Origin of the sequence: Paenibacillus sp. FSL A5-0031, from assembly GCF_001956295.1 — a bacterium.
GTDB lineage: Bacteria > Bacillota > Bacilli > Paenibacillales > Paenibacillaceae > Pristimantibacillus.
Window position 1 is genome coordinate 44,528 of the sequence record NZ_MRTD01000011.1, and the last position, 21,132, is coordinate 65,659.

At 44.9% G+C, this 21,132-nt stretch carries 18 protein-coding genes; all 18 read left to right on the forward strand.

The genetic code is table 11. The features are described from left to right. Nucleotide 1: 1 nt before the first annotated feature. The 18 genes from BK120_RS19515 to asd all read left to right on the forward strand — a co-directional run bounded on the left by BK120_RS19515 (nucleotide 2) and on the right by asd (nucleotide 21,072). Nucleotides 2-4,309, forward strand: a complete 4,308-nt coding sequence (locus BK120_RS19515; RefSeq protein ID WP_076269182.1) for a PolC-type DNA polymerase III — start codon at nucleotides 2-4, stop codon at nucleotides 4,307-4,309. A gap of 169 nt (nucleotides 4,310-4,478) precedes the next feature. Next, the gene (gene rimP / locus BK120_RS19520) at nucleotides 4,479-4,940 is read left to right on the forward strand and encodes a ribosome maturation factor RimP (protein ID WP_076269183.1); all 462 of its coding nucleotides are present in this window, start codon (nucleotides 4,479-4,481) and stop codon (nucleotides 4,938-4,940) included. Nucleotides 4,941-4,978: 38 nt separating this feature from the next. Next, nucleotides 4,979-6,076, forward strand: coding sequence for a transcription termination factor NusA (gene nusA / locus BK120_RS19525; RefSeq protein ID WP_054028947.1), 1,098 nt, complete (start codon nucleotides 4,979-4,981; stop codon nucleotides 6,074-6,076). A 54-nt stretch (nucleotides 6,077-6,130) separates the two neighbouring features. Further along, nucleotides 6,131-6,445 (forward strand): RNase P modulator RnpM, encoded by a 315-nt coding sequence (gene rnpM / locus BK120_RS19530; protein ID WP_076269184.1) that lies wholly within the window; start codon nucleotides 6,131-6,133, stop codon nucleotides 6,443-6,445. Then, nucleotides 6,432-6,764, forward strand: a complete 333-nt coding sequence (locus BK120_RS19535) for a L7Ae/L30e/S12e/Gadd45 family ribosomal protein (RefSeq protein WP_054028945.1) — start codon at nucleotides 6,432-6,434, stop codon at nucleotides 6,762-6,764. The genes rnpM and BK120_RS19535 overlap by 14 nt, the downstream gene beginning before the upstream one ends. Next, nucleotides 6,754-9,387, forward strand: a complete 2,634-nt coding sequence (gene infB / locus BK120_RS19540) for a translation initiation factor IF-2 (RefSeq protein ID WP_076269185.1) — start codon at nucleotides 6,754-6,756, stop codon at nucleotides 9,385-9,387. Before BK120_RS19535 ends, infB begins: the two co-directional genes overlap by 11 nt. 7 nt (nucleotides 9,388-9,394) lie before the next feature. After that, nucleotides 9,395-9,751 (forward strand): 30S ribosome-binding factor RbfA, encoded by a 357-nt coding sequence (gene rbfA, locus BK120_RS19545; RefSeq protein ID WP_054028943.1) that lies wholly within the window; start codon nucleotides 9,395-9,397, stop codon nucleotides 9,749-9,751. Next, complete coding sequence (locus tag BK120_RS19550; RefSeq protein WP_076269186.1) at nucleotides 9,748-10,737, forward strand: DHH family phosphoesterase; 990 nt, start codon at nucleotides 9,748-9,750, stop codon at nucleotides 10,735-10,737. Before rbfA ends, BK120_RS19550 begins: the two co-directional genes overlap by 4 nt. Before the next feature lie 3 nt (nucleotides 10,738-10,740). After that, a complete protein-coding gene (truB, locus tag BK120_RS19555) occupies nucleotides 10,741-11,655 on the forward strand; it encodes a tRNA pseudouridine(55) synthase TruB (protein WP_076269187.1) in 915 nt (304 codons plus the stop codon). A 44-nt stretch (nucleotides 11,656-11,699) separates the two neighbouring features. After that, nucleotides 11,700-12,647: a bifunctional riboflavin kinase/FAD synthetase gene (locus BK120_RS19560; RefSeq protein WP_076269188.1), complete on the forward strand. Its 948-nt coding sequence runs from the start codon at nucleotides 11,700-11,702 to the stop codon at nucleotides 12,645-12,647. Nucleotides 12,648-12,858: 211 nt separating this feature from the next. After that, nucleotides 12,859-13,128 (forward strand): 30S ribosomal protein S15, encoded by a 270-nt coding sequence (gene rpsO, locus BK120_RS19565; protein WP_053375765.1) that lies wholly within the window; start codon nucleotides 12,859-12,861, stop codon nucleotides 13,126-13,128. Nucleotides 13,129-13,280: 152 nt separating this feature from the next. Beyond that, a complete protein-coding gene (pnp, locus tag BK120_RS19570; protein ID WP_076269189.1) occupies nucleotides 13,281-15,380 on the forward strand; it encodes a polyribonucleotide nucleotidyltransferase in 2,100 nt (699 codons plus the stop codon). Nucleotides 15,381-15,582: 202 nt separating this feature from the next. Beyond that, nucleotides 15,583-16,578, forward strand: a complete 996-nt coding sequence (locus BK120_RS19575) for a polysaccharide deacetylase family protein (RefSeq protein ID WP_076269190.1) — start codon at nucleotides 15,583-15,585, stop codon at nucleotides 16,576-16,578. 123 nt (nucleotides 16,579-16,701) lie between these two features. Beyond that, complete coding sequence (locus BK120_RS19580; RefSeq protein WP_076269191.1) at nucleotides 16,702-17,970, forward strand: M16 family metallopeptidase; 1,269 nt, start codon at nucleotides 16,702-16,704, stop codon at nucleotides 17,968-17,970. Continuing rightward, nucleotides 17,915-18,394 (forward strand): dUTP diphosphatase, encoded by a 480-nt coding sequence (dut, locus tag BK120_RS19585; RefSeq protein WP_372239008.1) that lies wholly within the window; start codon nucleotides 17,915-17,917, stop codon nucleotides 18,392-18,394. The genes BK120_RS19580 and dut overlap by 56 nt, the downstream gene beginning before the upstream one ends. 128 nt (nucleotides 18,395-18,522) lie before the next feature. Then, nucleotides 18,523-19,422 carry a dipicolinate synthase subunit DpsA gene (gene dpsA / locus BK120_RS19590; RefSeq protein WP_076269193.1) on the forward strand — a complete coding sequence of 300 codons (900 nt, stop codon included), beginning with the start codon at nucleotides 18,523-18,525 and terminating at the stop codon, nucleotides 19,420-19,422. Beyond that, the gene (locus BK120_RS19595) at nucleotides 19,419-20,009 is read left to right on the forward strand and encodes a dipicolinate synthase subunit B (protein WP_076269194.1); all 591 of its coding nucleotides are present in this window, start codon (nucleotides 19,419-19,421) and stop codon (nucleotides 20,007-20,009) included. The genes dpsA and BK120_RS19595 overlap by 4 nt, the downstream gene beginning before the upstream one ends. A 28-nt stretch (nucleotides 20,010-20,037) precedes the next feature. Then, on the forward strand, nucleotides 20,038-21,072 hold the full coding sequence (asd, locus tag BK120_RS19600; protein WP_076269195.1) for an aspartate-semialdehyde dehydrogenase: 1,035 nt from the start codon (nucleotides 20,038-20,040) through the stop codon (nucleotides 21,070-21,072). Nucleotides 21,073-21,132: the final 60 nt, after the last annotated feature.

Genomic DNA, 21,132 nt, shown 5'->3' on the forward strand with positions numbered 1-21,132 from the left:
TATGAGCCAAACCGCAAAAAAACGGCAGAGTTTTGAAATGCTTTTACAGCATATTCAGCTGCCGCAAGAACTTATACAAACCTATTTTCAAGATGGATATATAGATCAAGTTATCGTTAGCAACAGCAATCAAGAATGGACGTTTTGCATCCGCAAAACGTCCATGGTGCCTTTACAGGCCTATAATGGGCTTTGCCAGGCAGCTAGAATGAAGTTTGAGTCTATCGCTGCAGTCAGTTTCTTGATGATTTATGATCCTGTTGTAGAGACTGAATCCATTGTGCTGCAATACTGGGGCTTGTTCATGGAGTGGGCACAGCGCGAGGTCGCTTCCGTAAATGGATGGCTGCAGAAATCTTCGATCAATGTTGAAGGTGACTTGCTAACGCTGTCTCTCCTTGACAATACGGGATTGGATCTCGCTCGGAAGAAACGATTGGATGAAGAAATTATTCGTTTCTTTAATGAGAATTTCCAGCGCGCATGCAAAGTGAAAATGATAGTTAGCGAATCCAGACAAGAAATTTTGGATGAATTCTCCCTTCGAATGGTGCAGGAAGAGCGGGAATATGTGCAGGAGCTGATGGCGAGCGCGCAATCCGAGTCTGAGCTCGTCGATGAGAGTGAGATCAAGCTGGCGGTTGGTTATGATATTCGAGAAGAGCCGGTTCCATTGATGAATATCATCGAAGAAGAGAAAAAAATTACAGTACAAGGTGCGGTATTCGGCCTCGAAGTGAAAGAGCTTCGTAACGGAAGCACATTGTTTACGTTTAACGTAACTGACTTCTCCGACTCTATCGCGATGAAGATGTTTGCGAAGACGAAGGATGATGTGAAAATATTGAACCAGCTTGCCAATGGCAAGTGGGTTAAAGCTCGCGGCCGCATAGAATATGATCGCTTCATGCAAGAACCGGAGCTTGTGATGATGCCGAATGATTTGCATGAGGTCAGAACACCTGCTGAGCGTATGGATAAAGCGGAAGAAAAGCGTGTCGAATTTCATCTCCATACAACCATGAGCGCTATGGATGCGGTAACTCCGGTAGATGTCTATATAAAGACGGCTGCCAAATGGGGACATAAGGCGATTGCAGTAACGGATCATAGCAATGTTCAATGTTATCCGGATGCGAATAAGTCGGCCAAAAAACACGGCATAAAAGTGCTTTTTGGTGTTGAAGCGAACATTGTGAACGATGCAGTGCCAATGGTGCTGGAATCAAGACCTGAGCCGCTTGCGACAGCAACTTATATTGTTTTCGATATTGAAACAACGGGCCTTTCTGTTATCAATAACAAAATTATCGAGCTTGCCGGCGTTAAAATGCGTGATGGCAAAGAGATAGATCGTTTCTCTACCCTTATTGATCCGCATGAAAAAATTCCTTACCACATTACACAGTTGACTAACATCAATGATGATATGGTAAAAGGGCAGCCGGATATTGAGCCTAAGCTTAGAGAATTTATTGAATTCATTGGTGACGATGTTCTTGTCGCCCACAATGCAAGATTTGATATTGGCTTTATTCAAGCCAACTGCAAAGCTTTCGGCATGCCGGAAGTGAAAAATCCAGTGCTGGATACGCTGGAGCTTGCTCGATTTATTTTTCCAACGCTCAAAAATCATCGTTTGAATACGTTAGCAGATAAATATAAGGTTAGCCTCGACAACCATCACCGCGCTGTAGACGATTCCCTTGCTCTTGGCGGCGTGTTGTATGGCTTGATTGCAGATGCAGCTGAGCGAAATATTACGAATCTACATCAGCTAAATGACTATGTGGGCATTGATTTATCTAATTCTCGGCCTTTCCACAGCAATATTTATGCACTTAATGCTGTTGGGAAGAAAAATTTATTCAAGCTTATTTCCATCTCTCATACAGAACATTTCAAACGGGTAGCTACAATTCCAAAAACGAAGCTTGTTGCACACCGTGAAGGCTTGCTCGTTATTTCTGGTTGTGAGAAAGGTGAATTTTTCGAAACCGTTCTAAATAAGTCGTATGAGGAAGCGCTCGAGGTTGCACGTTTCTATGATGTCCTTGAAATCCAGCCGATTGATTTCTACATGCACTTAGTTGAGAAGGGGCTAGTAGGCAGCCGAGCAGAGATTGAGCAGGCGCATCGCCGGATTTGCCAAATCGGGGATGAGCTGGGCAAGCCGGTTATTGCTACAGGAAACGTTCATTACTTGAATCCGCGCGACAAAATGTATCGTGACATAACGATTCATGGGATTACCGGTTTTAGCCCGCTTAAGAGTATACGCAAACCAGATGCTCATTTTCGTACAACGGAAGAAATGCTGGAGGAATTTGCATTTTTAGGTGAAGCTAGAGCACGTGAGGTCGTCATTACGAATACAGTAGAGCTTGCTGATCGATTTGAGCCGTATGATATGTTCCCGACGGGACTATTTGCTCCAATTATTGAAGGTGCCGACGAGGAAATTCGTAACACTTGTTATGACACAGCGAAGTCGATGTATGGGGAAGATCTTCCTCAGGTCGTTATCGACAGGCTGGAGAAAGAACTTATTCCTATTATCAAATTTAAGTTCTCTGCCAACTACTTGATCTCGGAGAAGCTTGTTAAAAAATCCAATGCAGATGGTTATTTGGTCGGATCAAGGGGATCGGTTGGCTCCTCGGTCGTTGCTACATTCCTAGGTATTTCAGAGGTTAATCCGCTGCCTGCCCATTACTTGTGCAAAAACTCGGATTGCAAGCATAGCGAATGGTTTTTGGACGGAAGCATTCCAAGTGGATTCGATTTGCCAGACAAATTATGCCCGAAATGCGAGAAGCCAATGAAAGGTGAAGGACAGGATATTCCGTTCGAAACCTTCCTAGGATTCAAAGGCGATAAAGTTCCCGATATCGATTTGAACTTCTCCGGGGACTATCAACCGATTGCCCATAACTATACGAAAGTATTATTTAGCGAGAAGTGTGTGTTCCGCGCAGGCACGATTGGTACGGTTGCAGAAAAAACAGCTTATGGCTTCGCGAAGAAATATGAGGAAGAACATAGCAAGAAATGGCGCGGTGCGGAGCTTGCGAGACTTGCGAGCGGCTGTACCGGCGTAAAACGAAGCACGGGACAGCATCCAGGCGGTATCGTCGTTGTTCCCGATTATATCGATGTTGAAGATATAACACCGGTTCAATTTCCAGCAGACGATGTGAATGCGGAATGGAAGACAACTCATTTTGACTATCACGCGTTTGATGAAAACTTGCTTAAGCTCGATATTCTGGGGCACGATGATCCGACAATGATGCGGATGCTGCAGGATTTGACTGGCGTTGATCCAACATCAATTCCGATGAATGATCCTAAAGTCATGAGCATGTTCAACTCCACCAAAGCACTTAACGTGCCAGGCGAGCAAATTCGCTCTTCGGTAGCTACTTACGGAGTGCCGGAAATGGGAACGAAGTTCGTTCGTCAAATGCTTCAAGAGACGCAGCCTTCATCGTTTGCCGATTTGCTGCAAATTTCCGGATTGTCTCATGGCACGGGAGTTTGGCTAGGAAATGCACAAGAGCTGATCAAGAACGGCACTTGCAACATCAAGACGGTAATTGGTTGCCGGGATGATATCATGTTGTTCTTGATCTATAAAGCTGGAATGGACGCTGGACTTGCATTCAAAATTACGGAAAGCGTTCGTAAAGGTAAAGGCTTGACGCCAGAGTGGATCGAAGAAATGAAGCGATGCAAGGTGCCGCAGTGGTACATTGATTCTTGCCTGCGCATCGAGTATATGTTCCCGAAAGCACATGCCGCGGCCTACGTAATATCGGCAGTTCGCACCGCCTATTTCAAGCTTTATCATCCAATAGAGTATTACGCTACTTACTTTACAGTAAGAGCGGACGATTTTGATTTGGAGCTGCTTTGCCAAGGATATGATGCGATCTTGCGAAAGCTGATCGAGATTGAAGCCAAAGGATTTAATGCGCTCCCTAAAGAGAAAAACATGGTGTCACAGCTGGAAATGTCACTTGAGATGACAGCGCGCGGCTTCTCCTTTAAGCCGATCGATCTATATCGTTCTGACGCGACGAAGTTTCTTGTAGATGGGGATTCCCTTATTCCTCCATTTGCTGCGATTGCGGGAATTGGCGATAACGCCGCACGTAATATCGCAGCCTCAAGAGACGATGGCGAGTACTTGTCAATCGAGGATTTCCAAATGAAATCGAAGGCGACAAAAACGATTATTGAGGTTCTTGGAAACATGGGCTGCTTCCGTGGATTGCCTGAATCTAATCAGCTTTCACTGTTCTAGAAGCGGCTTGAATAGAAAAGATTTCTTGTCACTATAGTGCGGTTATGTTATAATTTTTCTGGCAATGATGATTATAAAGACTTTGATGCAGAAGAGTGGGGAAACCCACTCTTTACGTTTTGTTAATGGCAAAATGGCATAGTGCGTATAAACAGGAGGTCAACTGAATTTGAGTACATCCAAAATCAAAGCCGCTGTCCAGGAAATGGTTTCACCATACCTCAGCAGCAATGGATTTGAACTGGTTGATATTGAGTATGTAAAAGAAGGAAGCAATTATTTCCTTCGTATTTTCGTAGATAAAGAAGGCGGCATCGACATCGATGACTGCGGTCGTATCAGCGAATTCATAAGTGAGCAATTGGACAAAAACGATCCAATTACAGATGTTTATTTCTTGGAAGTATCTTCCCCAGGAGCAGAAAGACCGCTTCGGAATGAAGATGAAGTACGTAAAGCAATCGGTAAGCACGTTTACATAACGACATATGAACCGATTAGCGGCGCTAAAGAATTTGAGGGGCTGCTACTTGCATTTGATGGAGAAAATGCAGTCGTTCGTACAGCCAAAAAGGAATATACCATTCCTTACGATAAGGTGGCTGGCGCCAGACTCGCAATCGTGTTCTAAATATTCGTTTCTATATTGAAAGGGGGAAATCCAGTCCAATGAGTATGGATTTTATTGAAGCATTACAAGAAATAGAAAGAGATAAAGGGATTACCAAGGATGTGCTCCTTGAAGCCATTGAGGCTGCTCTTATCTCCAGCTACAAAAGAAATTTTAATACCGCTCAAAATGTACGCGTCGATATTAACCGTCATACTGGTGTTATCAAAGTATACGCCCGCAAGACTGTTGTTGATGAAGTACTAGATCCGCGTCTGGAAATTACAGTGGAGGCTTCAAGAGAAATCAATCCTCATTATCAGCTTGACGATATTGCGGATATTGAAGTTACGCCGCGTGATTTCGGACGTATCGCTGCTCAAACAGCGAAGCAGGTCGTTACTCAGCGTATTCGTGAGGCTGAGCGCGGACTGATTTATAATGCTTTTATCGATAAAGAGGAAGATATCGTTAACGGTATCGTTCAACGTCAGGATGTTCGCAATTTATTTGTGGATCTAGGCAAGGTTGAGGCTGTATTGCCTTTGACTGAACTTATGCCAACTGATAAGTTTAAGCATGGAGACCGCGTGAAGTCGTATATCACGAAAGTTGAGAACACGACTAAAGGTCCTCAAATCATTTTATCCCGCACGCATCCTGGCCTTTTAAAACGTTTGTTCGAGCTTGAAGTGCCTGAGATCTATGACGGAGTAGTAGAAATTCGTTCGGTTGCTCGTGAAGCTGGCTTCCGTTCAAAGATTGCGGTTCATTCCCGTAACTCCGAGGTTGATCCAGTCGGTTCATGTGTTGGCCAAAAAGGACTGCGCGTTCAGACGATCGTAAACGAGCTTAAAGGTGAAAAAATCGATATCGTTCGTTGGTCTGAAAGCGTGGATGAATATGTTGCGAATGCTCTTAGCCCTTCAAAGGTGCTAGAGGTTATCGTATTCGAACAAGAGAAGATGGCCAGAGTAATCGTGCCGGATTACCAACTATCGCTTGCGATCGGTATTAAAGGTCAGAATGCAAGGCTTGCTGCCAAGCTGACTGGCTGGAAAATCGATATCAAGAGCGAAACGCAGGCAGAGCAGGAGTATGGACGTCCGAAATCAATGACTACGGTCATGCATCAGGATTCAGTATCCATCGACTAATCTGAATTTTTCAACAGATACGCGTCAATTCAGCTGGCAGAGGAGGGGTGTACAATGAGACCGAGAAAAGTACCGCTTCGCAAATGCGTCGCTTGTCAGGACATGATGCCGAAGAAGGAACTCATTCGGATTGTGCGGACACCGGCCGAAGAGGTGCAGATTGACCTGAAAGGCAAACAAGCTGGCCGCGGTGCATATTTATGCGGTAAAGTCAGTTGCTTTAAATTAGCGAAGAAATCCAAGGCGCTTGATCGAGCACTGAAGCAGCATGTTGGTGAACACATTTACGATCAACTTGAGCAGGATTTTATAGCGGTAGAGGAACAGTTTATTGCTGGTAAGGAGCTGATAAGCGATGAAGCAGAATAAGAGCTTATCACAGCTTGGCATGGCAATGCGTGCCGGAAAGCTGATTACAGGCGATGAAATTGTCCTCAAAGCTGTAAGAAATAAACAAGTGCATCTCGTTATCCTTGCAGGAGATGCTTCAGACAATACGAAAAAAAAGTTTCGTGACAAATGCAACACCTACGGAATACAACTCGCCGAAGCATTCGACCGTGAGCAACTAGGAAAGGCGATTGGTAAGCCAGAACGGGTTGTAATAGCGGTAACCGATGCGCAATTCGGAAAAATGATTGCGAGTCATCTGAGCCATAATACGGAGGTGGATCATATTGGACAATAAACAAGACAGCAAGGACAATAAAGATAAGCTGCGCGTTTACGAGTATGCCAAGTCACTTAATATGAGCAGCAAAGAAATCATAACGATCCTAAAAAGACTTGATTTGCCAGTCAATAACCATATGAGTGTCATGGAAAACGAAATGGTAAATAAGGTTGAAGGTTTTTTCCGCAATATTAAACAAAATGCAGCTGCAAAGCGCGCGCAAGAAACAACAAATGTAACGGTTTCTTCCGCTCAACCTACTGCCAACAAGCCGCAATCGCAGCAGCCACAGCAGCAGGAGAAGAAGCCGCAGCCAGTACAAGAAAATAAAAATACGAATCAAGACAGACAGGGGCCTATGAATTCTATTAATACGAAACCACAAACAACCCAACAGCAGTCAGAACAAAGACCAGCAGGACAACAATCAAGTCGTCCAGCATCACAATCAAGCAGCAACCGTCCTTCACAAGGCAGTTCTAATTCGAGCCGTCCAAGCCAAGGACAAGGCGGACAAGGCAATCGCCCAGCGGGTTCTAACGCGGGTTCAAGCCGTCCATCACAAGGTCAAGGCGGTCAAAGCAGCCGTCCAGCATCATCTGGACAAAGCCGTCCTTCACAAGGCGGACAAAGCAATACAGGCAGCCGTCCAAGCGCTCCGCGTTCAGACGCAAGCAGCCGTCCAGCACCATCGGGCCAAAGTCGTTTCGACTCAAAGCCAGCACAAGGACAAGCGCGCGGTAACGACAACAGAAACGCAAGACCTGGCCAAAAAAGATTTGAAGACGGCAAACCAGGCGGCTTCAGAGGCAACAATGGCCGTGGTGGTCAAAAAGGTCGCGGCGGCAAGTTCCAACAACAACCGCCACGCGAGAAAATTGACAATACGCCAAAGAAAATTATTGTACGCGGTACAATGACTGTTGGCGAATTGGCAAAATTGCTGCATAAGGATGCATCAGAAGTTATTAAAAAACTGATTTTCCTTGGCGTAATGGCTACGATCAACCAAGAAATCGATATGGATGCGATTCATTTGATCGCAACAGACTACGGGGTAGAGGTTGAAGTGAAAATTCCTGTTGAGGAAGACTCCTTCGAGACCGTAGAAGAAACAGACGAAGATGAGAATTTGGTTACACGTCCACCGGTTGTTACTATTATGGGTCACGTTGACCACGGTAAAACAACTTTGCTTGATGCCATTCGCAAAACGAATGTAACAGGCGGAGAAGCCGGCGGAATTACACAGCACATCGGTGCTTACCAAGTCGAAATTAACCATAAAAAAATTACGTTCCTCGATACACCTGGTCACGAAGCGTTTACGCTTATGCGTGCACGCGGTGCGCAGGTTACGGACATTACGATCATCGTAGTAGCAGCTGATGACGGCATCATGCCGCAAACGGTTGAAGCCATCAACCATGCAAAAGCAGCTGGCGTTCCTATTATCGTAGCGGTTAACAAAATCGATAAGCCAGAAGCGAATACAGAGAAAATCAAACAAGAAATGACTGAATATGAACTCGTTCCGGAAGAGTGGGGCGGCGACACTATTTTCGTCGAAGTTTCCGCTAAACAAAGAATTGGTCTTGAAGGCCTTCTTGAAATGATTTTGCTCGTTGCTGAGATGAATGACTACAAAGCTAACCCGAACAAACGCGCTCGCGCTACTGTTATCGAAGCTGAGCTTGATAAAGGTAAAGGTCCTGTTGCACGTATTCTCGTTCAACACGGTACTTTGAAAATTGGAGATGCTTTTGTTGCAGGTAACTGCTTCGGCCGTATTAGAGCTATGGTAAATGATAAAGGCCGTCGCTTAAAAGAAGCAGGTCCTTCTACGCCAGTAGAAATTACTGGTCTAACAGAAGTTCCATTAGCTGGAGATCCGTTCATGGTATTTGAAGATGAACGCAAAGCTCGTGATATTGCTGAACGTCGTTCCATTAAACAGCGTCAATCGGATATGGGTGCGAATACACGCGTAACGCTTGATGATCTGTATAACCATATCAAAGATGGTGAAATTAAAGATCTGAACGTTATTATCAAATCCGACGTTCAAGGTTCTTCCGAAGCACTTAAAGGCTCGCTCGCAAAAATTGAAATCGAAGGCGTTCGCGTAAAAATCATCCACAGCGGTGTTGGCGCGATTACAGAATCGGATATCATTTTGGCGTCAGCTTCCAATGCTATCGTAATCGGATTTAACGTTCGTCCTGATCCACAAGCAGAAGCAACGATTGCACAAGAAAAGGTTGACGTTCGTATGCACCGCGTTATCTACAACGTAATCGATGAGATTGAACAAGCAATGAAAGGCATGCTTGATCCAATCTACAAAGAGGTTGTTATTGGCCACGCTGAAGTTCGTAACGTATTTAAAGTGACTAAAGTTGGCGCAATTGCTGGTTGTATGATTACTGACGGTAAAATTTCTCGCAACGCTGAAGCGCGTTTGGTTCGTGGCGGTATCGTTGTCTTCACAGGCAAAATTGAATCCCTAAAACGTTTCAAAGACGATGCTAAAGAAGTTGCAGCAGGCTATGAGTGCGGTATCACGCTTGATCGTTTCAATGATGTTCGTGAAGGCGATATTATCGAAGCGTTTGTCATGGAATCAGTAGAGAGGTGAGTAAAGCATGGCAAAAATCCGAGTAGGGCGGGTCGGCGAACAGATTAAAAAAGAGCTGAGCCAAATTATACAAACAGAGTTGAAAGATCCTAGAATCGGATTCATTACTGTAACAGGTGTCGAAACTTCGAGTGATCTTTCACAAGCAAAAGTATATTTAAGCGTGCTTGGCAGCGAAGAGCAGAAGGAAGCGACGCTTAAGGCACTAGCGAGCGGAACTGGATTTATTCGCACAGAGCTTGGCAAGCGCATGCGCCTTCGCCATACACCCGTATTGCTGTTCAAGTTTGACAGCAGTATTGAATATGGCAGCCGCATCGAGGCATTGCTTGAAAACATCAATAATGGGAATTCAGCTCGATGATGAATCAAAGCAGCTATTCGATGCAGTTAGATGAAGCGCTGGCGTTCATGAAAACTTACGATCATTTTTTGGTCGTATCACATGTACAGCCTGACGGTGACGCTATTAGTTCTACTGTTGTCGTAGGCTGGATGCTTGAGAAACTTGGAAAGTCGGCAGTGCTGATTAATGAAAGCGAGCTGCCGTCCAGACTTCGTTTCTTGCATCAATTTGATTCAATTCTAAAGTACAAGCGCGATGAAACTCAGCAAACTTTTGATGCCATTATTTCGATCGATTGTGCGGATTTCAAACGCATTGGAGAGGTAGCGAGCAGCTTTGCACCAGATGCAAAGCTGCTTAATATCGATCATCATCCAACAAACAATGGATTTGGCACCTTAAATGTTATACGAGCAGAAGCTGCGGCTACTGTTGAAATATTGTATGATTTAATCGAGAGGGCAGAAATCGCCTTAGATGTGAATTGCGCAACAGCAATCTACACCGGTTTATTGACCGATACAGGCGGGTTTCGTTATTCCAATACGAGTCCGCGTGTCATGGAGATTGCCTCGCATTTGCTCGCTTTAGGCGTGTCCGGCAATGAGCTCGCTGATCATCTTCTTGAGAAAATGACCATGGCTAAGCTCAAGCTTCTCCAGCTCGCGCTCAATCGCCTCACATTTACGGATAACTTAGAGATCGGCTGGGTCTATATTGGCAAAGATGATTTGCGCAATACAGGTGCTGTTCCTGAAGATCTAGAAGGAATTGTGAATTATGCGCTTAATGTGGATGGAGTTGAAGTCGGCATTCTATTTAAAGAAACGGAAGACGGTGCAGTCAAAGCAAGCATGCGTTCAGCAGGCAAAGCCAATGTAGCCGCAATTGCGCAAGCATTCGGCGGTGGCGGTCATGTGCGTGCAGCAGGATGCCGGATTGAAGGTTCTTTAACGACCTCGATTGAAGAGCTAGTGGAAGCAGTAAGAAAGGCGTTGATTTAAGCGATGGACGGCATTTTGGCAGTTTGGAAGCCTGAAGGCTGGACTTCTCATGATGTGGTTGCAAAAGTACGCCGAGTGCTAAAGATGAAGCGAATTGGTCATACAGGAACGCTTGATCCTATGGTTACGGGTGTATTGCCGCTATGTCTTGGGCGTGCAACGAGAGTAGTCGAATATGTGCAAGAGCGGCCTAAGTCATATGAAGCCGTATTGCAGCTTGGCATTGCAACAGATACAGAGGACATAACGGGTACAGTTATTGCGCGGCAATCGCCAATATCGGTTACAGAAGAAGATGTTCGCCATGCACTGTCGCAGTTTTTAGGCGAGATCGATCAAGTACCTCCCATGTATTCCGCTGTCAAAGTTGATGGCAAGCGATTGTACGAGTTAGCTAGAGAAGGAAAGACCGTTGAGCGGAAATCGAGAAAAGTAACGATTCATCAAATAGATCTCATTGACACTCAGCTCGATCTTGATCAGCCTCAGATTTCGTTTTCTGTCGTTTGTTCAAAAGGTACATATATTCGCACGTTATGTGTGGACATTGGCAAAGCACTAGGTGTTCCTGCTACGATGGCCCATTTGACGCGAACGATGTCAGGCGGTATTACAAAGGAAAGCTGCTTGACGCTTGAGCAAATCGAGCAATTGCAGCAATCCGGTGAATTAAGCGGACATATCATTTCCGCCGATGAAGCCATTACACATTTGGATCGTGTAACGATTCCAGAATCGTTTGGGAAACTTGCACTGCAAGGACAGAAAGTTAGTCTCAGCCATTCCGTCGAACATGCAGCATTGACTTTAGATGGACAACTTATACGTCTTTATAATGATCAAAGCTCGTTTCTAGGTATTTTTCAGATTGATTTGAATGCAAATGTTTTCAAGCCAATCAAAGTGTTTTCAGCTTAGCTTATCGTTGTAGAAAGTTAATAGGAAATGCAGGTGCTTCAGCGTTGGAAATTATTCCATTAAGTTTTCCTTTAAACGGTTTGTCCACGTTGTCGCTGGACAAACCGCTTTCCATAGCAATCGGTCATTTTGACGGGGTTCATCGCGGACATCAGAACGTGATTCGCCAAGCTGTAAATGCGGCGAAGGAATCCGAGATGCTATCAGCGGTTTTGACATTTGATCCTCATCCGAAGGAAGTTCTCGGACAAGGTGAGCAATATTATCGTTGCCTTACGCCTTTTGATGCGAAGACAGCGTTATTTGCAGAGCTTGGCGTAGATCTTGTATTCATAATGAAGTTTGATCTTGAGTTTGCTTCAGTATCACCTGAGCGCTTCGTTAATGAGGTTCTGCGTACACTCCGTGCTAAGCAGGTCGTTGTTGGCTTTGATTTCAACTTCGGCCACAAAGGCTCAGGTAGTGCAGAGACTTTGAAGCAGCTGGCAGAGCCCGATATTTCTGTTCATATCATTGAGCCTTTGATCGAGAACGGTGTAAAAGTAAGCAGTACTTATATCCGTGAAGCACTTGAGCAAGGTGATCTTGAACTGGCAGAACGATTGCTTGGCAGGCCATATGAAGTTGAAGGGATCGTTGTTCATGGGGACAAAAGAGGTCGGACGATCGGGTTTCCAACAGCAAACCTGCAATTTAATGCCCCATATATCGCGCCAAGGCTTGGCGTTTATGCGGTAATGGCTTGGATTGGTGATACCGCATACCCTGGTGTTTTAAACTATGGCTTAAAACCAACCTTTAATAAAGATGAGCTAAAACCTGTAATGGAGGCTCATTTGTTTGACTTCAACAGCGATATATACGGTGAGCAGATGCGTTTGCAATTGCTATCGTTTATCCGTTCGGAGAAAAAATTCAATTCCATTGCCGAGCTTGTTGAGCAGATTGGATCTGATTCTGAGCAAGCGAAGGCGATCCATGGTTACAACTAACTGATCGTATAAACCATTTGTGTAAACGAATGTTAGGCATTCTTTATTTATGATCCTCGACATTCGTCTACCTTATGTGTTATACTATACAACGTTGTAAGTAGTCATACATTTTGTGTGACATACGGACAAACTTAACCTTAGCTTGGATGTCCGATCTCACCGACGGCTTCGAGGCTAATGGCGATTATCAAGAAGGAGGTGAATTAGGATGGCAATTACACAAGTACGTAAAAACGAACTGATTGAGACGCATAAGACACATGCAACTGATACGGGTTCCCCGGAAGTTCAAGTGGCTATCCTGACTGAAAACATCGTTAACTTGACTCAACATTTGCGGGAGCACAAGAAAGATCATCATTCCCGTCGTGGTTTGCTCAAGATGGTAGGTCAGCGCCGTAAGCTGCTTGCATACCTTAAAAACAATGATGTTAGACGTTACAGCGCATTGATCGAAAAACTCGGCCTACGCCGCTAAAACATGCGTAAAGAAAAGCAACCTGGTTGTCCAGCCGTCCGGGAATAACGGATGAGCGGATTCGGGTTGCTTTTTGTAATAGGGAAACACTCGGAATAAACTGCCAATTAGCAGTGAAATAGACTAATCGAATAACTATTAGGAGGGATAAAATGGTACAACGAATTGAGATGATGGTAGGCGGAAGACCGCTATCCATTGAAACCGGCCGCCTTGCGAAGCAGGCGAATGCAGCAGTCACTGTTCAGTATGGTGATACTGTCGTATTGTGTACGGTAACAGCGTCAGCAGGTCCGAAGGATCTGGATTTCTTCCCATTGACTGTTAACTATGAAGAACGTTTGTATGCTGTTGGTAAAATTCCAGGTGGATTCATTAAACGTGAAGGCCGTCCAAGCGAGAAGGCGATTTTGTCCAGCCGACTTACGGACAGGCCTATTCGTCCGTTATTCCCTGAAGGCTTCCGGAATGACGTTCAAGTTATGAACATTGTAATGAGCGTGGATCAAGATTGTTCACCAGAAATTGCGGCTATGATTGGTACTTCTGCTGCACTATCCATTTCTGACGTTCCTTTTGACGGTCCAATTGGCGGAGTAAACGTGGGTCGTGTTAATGGCGAATTCATAATTAATCCGACGGTGGAGCAAAGCGTAGAAACGGATATTTTTGTAGTTGTCGCAGGAACAAAAGATGCGATTATGATGGTGGAAGCAGAAGCAAACGAAGTTTCTGAAGCAGTAATGCTCGAAGCGATTATGTTTGGTCATGACGAAATCAAAAAGATCGTTGCAAAAATAGAAGAGCTGCAAGCTGTAGCCGGCAAACCGAAAATGGAAGTTAAGCTACATACTGTAAATGAGCAAGTGAATGCTGATGTTCGTGCTTATGCTTCTGCTGGTTTGGTTGAAGCGATTAAGGTTGAAGAAAAGCATGCTCGTCAAGAAGCAATTGACGCAGTTAACAGCGCAGCAGTTGCTCACTTTGAAGAGCAGTATATCGATACGCCAGAACTTCTCTCTGATGTTAAAGAAGTTCTTTATGACATCGTGAAGGAAGAAGTACGTCGTCTTATTTCTCATGATAAAGTTCGTCCAGATGGCCGTTCGCTTGATGAAATTCGTCCAATCGATTGTGATGTGGCAATTTTGCCTCGCACACACGGAACAGGGCTGTTTACTCGTGGACAAACACAAGCACTAAGTATTTGTACGCTTGGCGCAATGGGCGACGTTCAAATTTTGGATGGCATTTCGCCTGAAGAAACAAAACGTTTCATGCATCACTATAACTTCCCGCCGTTCAGCGTTGGTGAAGCGCGTCCGCTTCGTCCGCCAGGTCGTCGTGAAATCGGGCATGGTGCTCTCGGAGAACGTGCACTTTCCAAAGTTATTCCATCTGAAGCTGAGTTCCCTTACACGATTCGTCTTGTTTCGGAAGTTTTGGAATCTAACGGTTCTTCATCACAAGCAAGCATTTGCGCAAGCACACTTGCTATGATGGATGCAGGGGTGCCAATCAAAGCGCCAGTAGCTGGTATTGCTATGGGTCTCATTAAAGATGGCGATCACTTTGCAATTCTTTCTGATATTCAAGGGATGGAAGATCATCTCGGCGATATGGACTTTAAAGTTGCAGGTACAGCTGAAGGCGTTACAGCTATTCAAATGGATATCAAGATTGCCGGCATCAACCGCGCTATTTTGGAGCAATCGCTTGAACAAGCTCGCCAAGGCCGTATTTTCATCCTAGGTAAAATGCTCGAAAGCTTGCCGACTACTCGTCCAAACTTATCGAAGTATGCACCGAAAATTTTGACGCTTCGCATTAATCCGGACAAAATCCGCGATGTTATTGGCGCAGGCGGAAAAATCATCAACAAAATCATTGAAGAAACTGGCGTGAAAATCGATATCGAGCAAGACGGAATGGTATTTATCGCTTCTTCAAACGAAGAGATGAACCAAAAAGCTAAATCGATTATCGAAGGTATCGTTAAAGAAGTGGTTGTTGGTGAAATTTATATGGGTACGGTTAAGCGCGTTGAGAAATTCGGTGCTTTTGTTGAAATTCTGCCGAACAAAGATGGACTTGTCCATATTTCTCAATTGTCGAATGAACGTGTTGCAAAAACAGAGGATGTCGTTAACATTGGCGACCAAATCAAAGTTAAAGTAACCGAAATTGACGGACAAGGCCGTATTAACTTGTCTGCCAAAATTTTGATGACGCCAGAAGCATCGCCGCAATAAGCTTTTAATGCTTGGCGGTCCTATAAATAAGAAGAAAAGAGACAGATTTGATCTGGCTCTTTTTGTTTTTTAAAGCGACATCCGATCACCATCTTGCCCAGCCGCTGCATATTCTCGTCCTACTTTTCATACATATGAATTAACATGCCGAAATAAGGTCAAGCTTAGGAAGCGTGCGAGGACTTATATGGGAGTGGGAATAATGATGCTTAGAAAAGCAGCTGCAATTGCGGCAAGCATGCTTCTAGTGCTTGCATTCGTCAGTATGAACGACGACATATCAAAATTTCTCTCTTCTTTAAAATATGATAATAAAATGGTTTATGCACAATATTCTTATACGCAATCGGAGAAGCAGAGGCTGCTGAACATTATTTCAGAAGAAGCAGATAAGCTGAACATTGCACCAGTAGACGCGCGGATTGATCGCGTTTGGAGAGCTATTCCAGGGTATAACGGCTTGGAAGTCGATGTGGATAAAACGCTCGAAGCTGCATTGCTCGCTCCGCCTTCTCAAACCATTCCTTATGTATATAAAGAGGTTGAACCCGAAATCAGTCTTAATGATCTTGGACCACATCCGATTTTTCGCGGCAATCCCAACAAAAAGATGATATCGCTTATGATCAATGTCGCTTGGGGCAATGAGTACATAGATTCCATTTTAAAAACACTTAAACGTGAAAAAGTGAAAGCTACCTTCTTCCTTGATGGCAGCTGGCTAAGTAAAAACGCTGATGTTGCTAAGCAAATACAAGCTGAAGGACATGAAATGTCTAATCATGCGTATACTCATCCTGATATGAGTGCGATTAGCAGGGAAGCGCAGTACAATCAAATAGCCAAAACCGAAGCTTTATTAAAATCGAGCTTGAACGTAAACAACAAATGGTTTGCTCCGCCTTCGGGCTCTTTTAATCAAGCTACTGTCCAGATCGCCGAGGAGCAGGGGTTAAAAACGGTGCTGTGGACCATTGATACGGTTGATTGGCAGAAACCGCCGGCAGATGCCGTTGTGCGCAAAATTGCAGCGAAATTGGAGCCTGGAGCGCTAATATTAATGCATCCTACAGCCACAACAAGAGATGCGCTGCCTGGCATAATTGCTACAGCTAAATCAAAAGGCTACGCGATAGGAACGGTTAGTGAGACGCTTTCCTCCAAGCGGATTCCCGTTGAAGTTGAGGGAGCGGACTGATTCTGCTATAGTAAAAACATTCATGTTTAGAGTCACATGTATATGATGTCAGTTTTGTAAGGCAAAATGATGAGACGTATAATAATGATAATTTTGCTGCACAAAACATGAGGAGGACTACTGATGAACAAATACACACTTAGCAATGGATTGCGTGTTGTCGTTGAATACATACCGACAGTAAGATCAGTATCGTTTGGCATATGGGTCAAAACGGGCTCACGCAATGAGACGCCAGAAAATAACGGCATCTCCCATTTCATTGAACACATGCTGTTCAAAGGCACTGAAAGCCGCACATCAAAGGACATAGCGGATTTATTCGACGGTATAGGCGGAAATGTCAATGCGTTTACCTCGAAGGAATATACGTGTTATTTTGCCAAAGTGCTTGATGAGCATTTGCCTCTTGCTGTGGATGCACTCTCGGATATGTTTTTTAATTCCCAATTTGATCCGGAAGAATTGGCGAAAGAAAAAAATGTTATTCTAGAGGAAATATCTATGTATGAGGATACTCCGGATGATAAGGTGCATGACGAAGCTTCTCGCGCAGCATTCGGTGAGCACCCTCTGGCTTATTCAATACTGGGGCTTGAGGATCGTTTGACTGCCATGACCTCCGATACGCTTCGCGGGTATATGAATGATACGTATACACTTGAGAATGTAGTAATCAGTGTTGCGGGCAATGTTGAAGAGCAGAGCTTGCTTGCGTTAATGGAACAATATTTTGGAAGCTTTAAGAATAGCAAGCCAGCTTCATCCATCATTACGCCTCCTGCATTTCATGGCGATTATTTGTTTTACAAAAAGAAAACAGAGCAAAACCATTTATGTGTCTCTTTCCCAGGGTGCTCGATTACCGATTCAAATTTATATGCCATGATTCTTCTTAACAATGCGATAGGGGGCGGAATGAGCTCGAGGCTGTTCCAAGAAATAAGAGAGAAGCGCGGACTCGCGTATTCTGTCTATTCCTATCACACTTCCTATGCGGATACTGGCTTGTTTACTTTATATGCTGGAACGGCGCCTAAGCAAACGAAGGAAGTGCTTGATTTAACGATGGAACAGATGAACGAGCTGTCTGTAAAAGGATTAGGCGAGGATGAACTGCACCGCGGCAAGGAGCAATTGAAGGGCAGCTTGATTTTGAGCTTGGAGAGCACGAGCAGCAGAATGAATCGATTGGGCAAAAACGAGTTGATGCTCGGTCATCATTACACGCTTGATGAGCTGTTGAAGCGTATCGATTCGGTGCAGATGTCAGATGTAGTTGATGTTACGAAGCGTATGTTGGCTGCTCCTTTCTCCGTTGCAATGGTCGGAACGAATGATAAAGCAGCAGCAGAGCTCAGGAGGGATCAATTTGTATCAAGTTCAGTTTAAACGATTAGAAGGAAATGAAGATATTGCCATACCGAAAAAAATGTCCGAATGGGCAGCGGGCTTTGATCTGCAAGCTTCTGTAGGAGAGCCTGTTGTATTGCAGCCAGGCGAGCGTAAGCTTATTCCTACCGGCTTTGCAATGGCAATGCCCGGGGAGCTTGAGGCGCAAATTAGACCGCGCAGCGGCCTTGCGTATAAGCATGGCATTACTTGCTTGAATTCACCAGGAACGATTGATGCGGACTACCGAGGAGAAGTGAAAGTACTGCTCGTCAATTTAGGCGATCAGCCGTTTACAATTACGCGCGGGGAAAGAATAGCTCAAATGGTATTCCAACTCGTGCCGGCAGTTACGATTATAGAAGCTGACGAGCTGTCTGACACCGTAAGAGGTGCCGGCGGGTTTGGACATACTGGCGTTTAAGCGATTTGAATTCATAAATGAGTATTAAGAAGATCGGGCATATGCCCGATCTTTTTTTCTTTTTCACCCCGCTCTGGGCGCAAGCATAAGATGATCTAGAGCTATTAGCAAGGAAGGAGTGAAGCTTAATGCTAACAGGCGTTCAAGTGCTGCTGCTTGGTGGTGATGCAAGGCAGCTGGAGGTAATTCGAAAGCTGACTGAGCTTGATGCTGCTGTCACAGTCTCGGGTTTTGACGGCTTGCATTCGTCACTCGACGGGGCGGTACAGGCGGAGTTCGAGGAACAGCTTTTTGAATCCGTCGATGCGTTGTTATTGCCTGCCGTAGGCACTGATGATCAAGGGATCATCCAGAGTGTTTTTAGTGACCGACAAATGCAGCTGGCAGACAGCCATTTTGCCAAGCTGCCAAAACATTGCACTGTATATACAGGAATGGCGAAGCCTTATTTGCGTCAGCTATGCGAGCAGTATTCACTGTCGCTCGTTGAGCTGTTTGATCGTGATGATGTTGCCATATACAATTCAATTCCGACAGCGGAAGGCGCCTTAATGATGGCCATTCAGAATACGGATATTACGATTCATGGGTCATCTTCTATGGTGCTTGGTTTCGGTAGAACAGGCTTTACAATGGCACGAACACTTCAAGGTTTGGGGTCCAAAGTGAAGGTCGGTGTACGGCGTTCAGAGCAGTTCGCAAGAGCGGCAGAGATGGGTTTTGAGCCTTTCTACATCAGTGGTTTATTGCATCATGTGAGCAATATTGACTTGCTTTTTAATACAATTCCGACTATGATAGTCACAGCACAAATTATCGCAAATTTACCTTCGCGAGCCGTCATTATTGACCTCGCATCGAAGCCTGGCGGGACAGATTTCCGCTTCGCTGAGAAGCGTGGCATTAAAGCGATGCTCGCACCCGGACTACCCGGTATCGTCGCACCGAAAACAGCTGGACGTATCATAGCGGATTGCTTATCTCAGTTGATTTTGGACGATACGATTAAGCGGGGGAATGGGATATGAATTGGTCTGGAATTACGGTGGGTTATGCGTTGTCAGGCTCACATTGTACGTTTGCTGAAGTTATGCCTGAAATTAAGCGGTTCGTCGATGCGGGGGCCAATGTGGTGCCGATCGTTTCGAATACACTTATGACAACGGACACTAGATTTGGAAAGTCCGAGGATTGGCAAACACAGTTAAAAGCGATTACCGGAAATGAACTTATTTCGACCATTGTGCAGGCGGAGCCACTTGGGCCTTCTAAGCTGCTGGACGTTCTCGTCATAGCACCTTGCACAGGAAATACGACAAGCCGACTTGCAAATGCGATAACCGACAGCGCAGTACTTATGGCTGCTAAAGCCCAAATGCGCAACGGCCGTCCGCTGGTTCTTGCTATTTCGACAAATGATGGACTTGGTTTAAATGCCGCTAACATAGCGAAGCTATTAGTGGCTAAACATATTTATTTTGTACCGTTCGGCCAAGATAATCCGGTGCAGAAGCCTAATTCGCTTGTTGCCAGAATGGATTTGGTCTTGGAAGCATGCGAAGCTGCCCTCTCTGGCAAACAGCTGCAGCCTCTGCTTGTCGAACGTCATTCATGACACACGGATAGAGGGGAGACGACAACAGATGTCGTATCAGAGATTGTTTAACGTTGCAGTTGTTGGTGCAACAGGCGCAGTAGGAGAACAAATACTGAAATTACTTGCTTCCAGAAACTTCCCGATCCGAAAGCTTAAGCTGTTGTCGTCTGCTCGTTCAGCCGGCACAAAAATTACATTTAATGATCAGGAGCTTACGGTTGAAGAAGCAAAACCGGAAAGCTTCGAAGGTATCGACATCGCTTTGTTTAGTGCAGGAGGCGATGTTACTAAAGCATTGGCTCCACATGCAGTTAAACATGGTGCAGTATGTATTGATAACACGAATGCATACCGCATGGACGAAAACACACCGCTTGTCGTTCCTGAGGTTAATATTGAGAAGGTTAGCGAGCATAAGGGCATAATCGCTAATCCGAACTGCTCGACCATTCAAATGGTAGTAGCTCTTAAACCGCTACAAGACCGTTTTGGCATTTCGCGTATTATCGTTTCCACTTATCAAGCGGTATCTGGTGCTGGAAATCTTGCCATTGACGAGATGCTTCGTCAAACTGCAGCTTCACTTCAGGGTGAAGAGGTAAACCCAGCTATTCTTCCAGTAGGCGCATTGCCGGTTAAGCATCAAATCGCATTTAATGCGATTCCGCAAATTGATAAGTTTCAAGAGAATGGTTATACGCTTGAGGAAATGAAGATGGTTCGCGAAACGAAAAAAATTATGGGTGACGAGTCTATTCAGGTTACAGCTACATGCGTGCGAATTCCTGTCGTTTACGGTCACTCGGAATCTTTATATGTTGAGCTCAAAAACGACTACGATTTGGAAGAGGTTAAGCAGCTGCTTGCAGATGCACCGGGCGTTACGCTCGTTGATGATCCTGCTAATCAGCAATACCCGCTTGCGACTGATGCCGCCGGTAAGCCGGATGTATTTGTTGGTCGCTTGAGACGTGATCTTGGTTCGGATCGCGGACTTAATATGTGGATCGTCTCCGATAACCTGCTCAAAGGAGCAGCATGGAATGCTGTTCAAATAGCTGAACATATCGCAAGAGGTTAATGTATTAAGTAAAAGGTAGTAAAGCTTGCTTCTTCCCTGGATCGATCATGGAGGATTATA